This is a genomic window from Acinetobacter sp. V89_4, assembly GCF_029967875.1.
In the GTDB taxonomy this organism is placed as follows: Bacteria; Pseudomonadota; Gammaproteobacteria; order Pseudomonadales; family Moraxellaceae; genus Acinetobacter; species Acinetobacter oleivorans.
Window position 1 is genome coordinate 1 of the sequence record NZ_JASCAI010000010.1, and the last position, 5,528, is coordinate 5,528.

General features: G+C 48.8%; 2 tRNA genes and 3 rRNA genes. All 5 read right to left on the bottom strand.

From position 1 onward, the window contains the following. Positions 1-11: 11 nt before the first annotated feature. A 5S ribosomal RNA gene (gene rrf, locus QLG01_RS03065) occupies positions 12-126 on the bottom strand. Positions 127-305: 179 nt separating this feature from the next. Then, positions 306-3,198: ribosomal RNA gene (locus QLG01_RS03070) — 23S ribosomal RNA — on the bottom strand. 351 nt (positions 3,199-3,549) lie between these two features. Further along, a tRNA-Ala gene (locus QLG01_RS03075) sits at positions 3,550-3,625 on the bottom strand. A gap of 55 nt (positions 3,626-3,680) precedes the next feature. Beyond that, a tRNA-Ile gene (locus QLG01_RS03080) sits at positions 3,681-3,757 on the bottom strand. A 59-nt stretch (positions 3,758-3,816) separates the two neighbouring features. After that, positions 3,817-5,354, bottom strand: a 16S ribosomal RNA gene (locus QLG01_RS03085). The 16S, 23S and 5S rRNA genes sit together here with 2 tRNA genes alongside, the layout of an rRNA operon. Between the last annotated feature and the right edge of the window lie 174 nt (positions 5,355-5,528).

The window sequence follows — 5,528 nt, forward strand, 5'->3', positions numbered from 1 at the left end:
TTAGAATAATGAGCTGGCGATGACTTACTCTCACATGGGAAACCCCACACTACCATCAGCGCTAAGAGGTTTCACTTCTGAGTTCGGGAAGGGATCAGGTGGTTCACTCTTGCTATGGTCGCCAGCACAACTGGTATGGATACTTGCATTGGTCTTAATGTGCCGATGCGTTTTCCAAATCTTTACAGATGGGCTGATTGAATCTTACTTTATTTGTTCATTTTAGCTAAGCGTATAACTAAATCAAGTTGCTTTGCATATTAATGAATCGATTGATGCTTTATATACAACTGCTTGGGTGTTGTATAGTCAAGCCTCACGAGCAATTAGTATTGGTCAGCTTCACATATCACTATGCTTCCACATCCAACCTATCAACGTCCTAGTCTCGAACGGCTCTTTAGAGGACATAAAGTCCTAGGGAAATCTTATCTTGAGGTAGGCTTCCCGCTTAGATGCTTTCAGCGGTTATCCCTTCCGAACATAGCTACCCGGCGATGCGACTGGCGTCACAACCGGTACACCAGAGGTTCGTCCACTCTGGTCCTCTCGTACTAGGAGCAGATCCTCTCAAATTTCCAGCGCCCACGGTAGATAGGGACCGAACTGTCTCACGACGTTCTAAACCCAGCTCGCGTACCTCTTTAAATGGCGAACAGCCATACCCTTGGGACCTGCTTCAGCCCCAGGATGAGATGAGCCGACATCGAGGTGCCAAACACCGCCGTCGATATGAACTCTTGGGCGGTATCAGCCTGTTATCCCCAGAGTACCTTTTATCCGTTGAGCGATGGCCCTTCCATACAGAACCACCGGATCACTAAGACCTACTTTCGTACCTGCTCGACTTGTGGGTCTCGCAGTTAAGCGCGCTTTTGCCTTTATACTCTACGCGTGATTTCCGACCACGCTGAGCGCACCTTCGTACTCCTCCGTTACTCTTTAGGAGGAGACCGCCCCAGTCAAACTACCCACCAGACATGGTCCTCGCCCCGGATTACGGGGCAGAGTTAGAACCTCAACATTACCAGGGTGGTATTTCAAGGACGGCTCCATTGGAACTAGCGTTCCAACTTCAAAGCCTCCCACCTATCCTACACAAGTAAGGTCAAAGTTCAATGTCAAGCTGCAGTAAAGGTTCACGGGGTCTTTCCGTCTAGCCGCGGGTACACTGCATCTTCACAGCGATTTCGATTTCACTGAGCCTCTGCTGGAGACAGCGCCGCCATCATTATGCCATTCGTGCAGGTCGGAACTTACCCGACAAGGAATTTCGCTACCTTAGGACCGTTATAGTTACGGCCGCCGTTTACTGGGGCTTCGATCAAGAGCTTCGCTTACGCTAACCCCATCAATTAACCTTCCAGCACCGGGCAGGCATCACACCCTATACGTCCACTTTCGTGTTTGCAGAGTGCTATGTTTTTAATAAACAGTTGCAGCGGCCTGGTTTCTGTGGCTGCCAATAGCTCAGACCGCAAGGGTCATCACCGTCAGCAGCGTACCTTCTCCCGAAGTTACGGTACCATTTTGCCTAGTTCCTTCAGCAGAGTTCTCTCAAGCGCCTTGGTCTACTCGACCTGACCACCTGTGTCGGTTTCGGGTACGATTCCTGTGTAACTGAAGCTTAGAGACTTTTCCTGGAAGCATGGTATCAGCCACTTCGCTGTACAAGTACAGCTTGCTATCAGATCTCAGCATAGAGCACCCCGGATTTGCCTAAGATGCATGCCTACTTCCTTCCACCTGGACAACCAACGCCAGGCTGACTTAACCTTCTCCGTCCTCTCATCGCATTACACAGAAGTATTGGAATATTAACCAATTTCCCATCGACTACGCCTTTCGGCCTCGCCTTAGGGGTCGACTCACCCAGCCCCGATTAACGTTGGACTGGAACCCTTGGTCTTTCGGCGAACGGGTTTTTCACCCGTTTTGTCGTTACTCACGTCAGCATTCGCACTTCTGATACCTCCAGCATACTTCTCAATACACCTTCATCGGCTTACAGAACGCTCCCCTACCACTTGACTAAAAGTCAAATCCGCAGCTTCGGCACATAGTTTTAGCCCCGTTACATCTTCCGCGCAGGCCGACTCGACTAGTGAGCTATTACGCTTTCTTTAAAGGGTGGCTGCTTCTAAGCCAACCTCCTAGCTGTCTATGCCTTCCCACATCGTTTCCCACTTAACTATGATTTTGGGGCCTTAGCTGGCGGTCTGGATTGTTTTCCTCTTGACTACGGACGTTAGCACCCGCAGTCTGTCTCCCGGATAGTACTCATAGGTATTCGGAGTTTGCATCGGTTTGGTAAGTCGGGATGACCCCCTAGCCGAAACAGTGCTCTACCCCCTATGGTATTCGTCCGAGGCGCTACCTAAATAGCTTTCGGGGAGAACCAGCTATCACCAGGCTTGATTAGCCTTTCACCCCTATCCACAAGTCATCCCCTGGCTTTTCAACGACAGTGGGTTCGGTCCTCCAGTTAGTGTTACCCAACCTTCAACCTGCTCATGGATAGATCGCCTGGTTTCGGGTCTATACCCAGCAACTAAACGCCCTATTAAGACTCGATTTCTCTACGGCTCCCCTATACGGTTAACCTCGCTACTGAATATAAGTCGCTGACCCATTATACAAAAGGTACGCAGTCACCGAACAAGTCGGCTCCCACTGCTTGTATGCATGCGGTTTCAGGATCTATTTCACTCCCCTCACAGGGGTTCTTTTCGCCTTTCCCTCACGGTACTGGTTCACTATCGGTCAGTCAGGAGTATTTAGCCTTGGAGGATGGTCCCCCCATATTCAGACAAGGTTTCACGTGCCTCGCCCTACTCGTCATCATTATGTGTGCCCTTTCGTGTACGGGAATATCACCCTCTACGTTCGCACTTCCCAGAGCGTTCCACTAAAACACACATAACTTAATGGGCTGATCCCCGTTCGCTCGCCGCTACTAAGGGAATCTCAATTGATTTCTTTTCCTAAGGGTACTGAGATGTTTCACTTCCCCTCGTTCGCCTTGCAACACTATGTATTCATGTTGCAATACCTACCTTAAAGTAGGTGGGTTCCCCCATTCAGAAATCTCCGGATCAAAGGATATTTGCCGCCTCCCCGGAGCTTATCGCAGGCTATTACGTCTTTCATCGCCTCTGACTGCCAAGGCATCCACCACATGCACTTAATTACTTGACTATACAACCCCAAACAGTCGTCAACACTTACAAGTGAGTGTTGTCCGTGCGATCTTCATCGCTACTATCTGTTGTCTGTGTACTTAAACACTGTACAGCTTCAATCTAAATTCATATACCAAAACGCTTGATTCAGTTAATTTGCTAGTTCTCAATTCATCTAGACTAATTACTTAATCTAAACTCTTGAGTGAACAATTTATTTCAGACTCAATTTTGCCAATCTGTTAATGAATAAACATGCCTTCGTCAGGTCATGCTTAATACCGTGATACTTAAATCACAGAAGTTAATAAACCAAGATCTAAATCTCTATTTACTAATTTCTGTAATCCGAACTTCTCTTAAGTTCTGGTGGAGACTAGGAGAGTCGAACTCCTGACCTCCTGCGTGCAAAGCAGGCGCTCTACCAACTAAGCTAAGTCCCCAGCTTACATCATCAGTCATGTATCTTTTATCTATAACTTCAACCAGTCAAAGTCATGGTGGGTCTGACAAGACTTGAACTTGTGACCCCACGCTTATCAAGCGTGTGCTCTAACCAACTGAGCTACAGACCCTCAGATACATCTATGAAGAACAACTTGTTGTGGATTCTTACCAATCGTCAATCTTTCGTTAAGGAGGTGATCCAGCCGCAGGTTCCCCTACGGCTACCTTGTTACGACTTCACCCCAGTCATCGGCCACACCGTGGTAACCGCCCTCTTTGCAGTTAGGCTAGCTACTTCTGGTGCAACAAACTCCCATGGTGTGACGGGCGGTGTGTACAAGGCCCGGGAACGTATTCACCGCGGCATTCTGATCCGCGATTACTAGCGATTCCGACTTCATGGAGTCGAGTTGCAGACTCCAATCCGGACTACGATCGGCTTTTTGAGATTAGCATCCTATCGCTAGGTAGCAACCCTTTGTACCGACCATTGTAGCACGTGTGTAGCCCTGGCCGTAAGGGCCATGATGACTTGACGTCGTCCCCGCCTTCCTCCAGTTTGTCACTGGCAGTATCCTTAAAGTTCCCGACATTACTCGCTGGCAAATAAGGAAAAGGGTTGCGCTCGTTGCGGGACTTAACCCAACATCTCACGACACGAGCTGACGACAGCCATGCAGCACCTGTATGTAAGTTCCCGAGGGCACCAATCCATCTCTGGAAAGTTCTTACTATGTCAAGGCCAGGTAAGGTTCTTCGCGTTGCATCGAATTAAACCACATGCTCCACCGCTTGTGCGGGCCCCCGTCAATTCATTTGAGTTTTAGTCTTGCGACCGTACTCCCCAGGCGGTCTACTTATCGCGTTAGCTGCGCCACTAAAGCCTCAAAGGCCCCAACGGCTAGTAGACATCGTTTACGGCATGGACTACCAGGGTATCTAATCCTGTTTGCTCCCCATGCTTTCGCACCTCAGCGTCAGTGTTAGGCCAGATGGCTGCCTTCGCCATCGGTATTCCTCCAGATCTCTACGCATTTCACCGCTACACCTGGAATTCTACCATCCTCTCCCACACTCTAGCTAACCAGTATCGAATGCAATTCCCAAGTTAAGCTCGGGGATTTCACATTTGACTTAATTAGCCGCCTACGCGCGCTTTACGCCCAGTAAATCCGATTAACGCTTGCACCCTCTGTATTACCGCGGCTGCTGGCACAGAGTTAGCCGGTGCTTATTCTGCGAGTAACGTCCACTATCTCTAGGTATTAACTAAAGTAGCCTCCTCCTCGCTTAAAGTGCTTTACAACCATAAGGCCTTCTTCACACACGCGGCATGGCTGGATCAGGCTTCCGCCCATTGTCCAATATTCCCCACTGCTGCCTCCCGTAGGAGTCTGGGCCGTGTCTCAGTCCCAGTGTGGCGGATCATCCTCTCAGACCCGCTACAGATCGTCGCCTTGGTAGGCCTTTACCCCACCAACTAGCTAATCCGACTTAGGCTCATCTATTAGCGCAAGGTCCGAAGATCCCCTGCTTTCTCCCGTAGGACGTATGCGGTATTAGCATTCCTTTCGAAATGTTGTCCCCCACTAATAGGCAGATTCCTAAGCATTACTCACCCGTCCGCCGCTAAGATCAGTAGCAAGCTACCTCTCTCCGCTCGACTTGCATGTGTTAAGCCTGCCGCCAGCGTTCAATCTGAGCCATGATCAAACTCTTCAGTTAAAAATCATTTTGCACCTTATTAAAGACAAGGTGCCAATTCTGGCTCATCAATTTTCTGACTTAAATTTCGCTCAAATAAACTTCGAGTAATTTAAACCAATCAATCAATGATAATATTTCGATCAATCAATCAGTAAAAATCCACACAAGTTGTTCTTCAATTCTCTTAATGAT